Origin of the sequence: Chryseobacterium polytrichastri, assembly GCF_900142445.1 — a bacterium.
In the GTDB taxonomy this organism is placed as follows: Bacteria; Bacteroidota; Bacteroidia; order Flavobacteriales; family Weeksellaceae; genus Chryseobacterium; species Chryseobacterium polytrichastri.
In genome coordinates this window covers 1-1,483 of record NZ_FRAV01000093.1, presented here as the reverse complement: position 1 = coordinate 1,483, position 1,483 = coordinate 1, and the positions used below count along the sequence as shown (strand labels likewise).

Below are 1,483 nucleotides of genomic sequence, written 5' to 3'. Positions count from 1 at the left end.
TAAGGATTCTCTCTGTAAATTTATATCTCTTACATGATACAGAATACAGATCCTTAAGAGATATAAATTTACAGAGAGAATCAATGGTATTTTAAAACAGGAATTTATTATTGACAGATTTAATATAGATTTTGAATGAAGAAAAATATTGGTTCAAAATGCTATTGAGGTTTATAATATTTTTTATTTGTTTAATCCCGTATCATTTTTTCAGGACTAGTCAGCAGGTTTTATTTATATTATTACGGACATATAATTGTTGCAGAAGTAAAAGTCCCGGTATTAGTAACTCGAACTCTCCAGCATGATCCGTCATCAGATTTCATAATAACTCCGGATCCCACACTGTCAATATAGATATCACCGCTTCCTACATATATTCTTGCAAGCGGGTCAGTACTTCCCATCCCAACTCCAAGAAATCCTGAGTTTGCATTTATCCTTAGGCGAGACTGCTGTGCACCTCCTGTCGAAACGGAAATATAGAAATCATCCCCTCCGTTAACGGGTAATCTTGTACGGAGACTACCAAGTTCCCAACTAGGACCGCCTGAAGTAGCCCCACCATTGGAAAAGCCTAATTAAGCTCTATTGCCTACAGCGACCGTAGAGGTGTTTCTTAATCTTAAAATAGAATCATCTGCAAGGAGCATCCATAAGATTATAACTGAATCCGGATAGATTGCTTGCGGTAGCGACTGTATGTAATACGTTAATAGGGGTCGAAGTTCCGATACCTACATTACCTGTTATATTATCAATGGTCATTATTTCATTTCCATTACTTGCAAATACCATCCTACCACCTGATCGGTTATCCAAATATCCTTTAACACCTGCACCAAAGATCGCAGAGCCAGTGTCGGTTCCTAAGTAAATATTTGCTGCTCCGGCAGCTACATTAATGTCCATACGACTATTTGCTCCAGTACTTACATTTTTGAAAAAGCTTCGCTGAAAACCATTATTATTTCCATTTACATTAAAAGACGCGGTAGTTCCTGAAAATGTAATATTATTTGTATTCATTGTTACCGTTCTATTTCCTGTAAGAGTACCATCTGCTGTATAAATATTGTTAGTAGTATCTTGCCAGTTATTATTACTGTAAATAAACTCAACAGCTTCTCCACTTGGAACAGTAGCCCCATTTTAAAACTGCTCCAAAACCACCTGTTGTATTGTTATAAATAATAAGACGTTGCCTTGAATTAGGAGGATTAGATCCTGTGATAGCTATAACAGCGGTTGCTGCACCTTTAAGTCTTACTTGACTTACATTAGTTGGTATGGTAGCTGAATTGGATGCTACTGCCACTGTTGTTTCTCGGTTCGTAATTGCACCATTTACATCTAATGTTGTTCCTGGGGTAGTTGTATTTATACCTACTTGAGCGAAAGCAGAACAGCTTAATGATGTAGCCACTAAGAAAATAATTGTTTTTTTATAATATTTAAGTTTTTGAGTAAAAAATATTTAATA

At 36.0% G+C, this 1,483-nt stretch carries 3 protein-coding genes; all 3 read right to left on the bottom strand.

What is annotated here, in order from left to right; genetic code table 11:
• Positions 1 to 242: 242 nt before the first annotated feature.
• Positions 243 to 407 carry a hypothetical protein gene (locus tag BUB80_RS23765; RefSeq protein ID WP_175549652.1) on the bottom strand — a complete coding sequence of 55 codons (165 nt, stop codon included), beginning with the start codon at positions 405 to 407 and terminating at the stop codon, positions 243 to 245.
• A gap of 229 nt (positions 408 to 636) precedes the next feature.
• Positions 637 to 1,029 (bottom strand): hypothetical protein, encoded by a 393-nt coding sequence (locus tag BUB80_RS23185; protein WP_073298098.1) that lies wholly within the window; start codon positions 1,027 to 1,029, stop codon positions 637 to 639.
• A gap of 88 nt (positions 1,030 to 1,117) precedes the next feature.
• Positions 1,118 to 1,426 (bottom strand): hypothetical protein, encoded by a 309-nt coding sequence (locus BUB80_RS23180; RefSeq protein WP_073298097.1) that lies wholly within the window; start codon positions 1,424 to 1,426, stop codon positions 1,118 to 1,120.
• Positions 1,427 to 1,483: the final 57 nt, after the last annotated feature.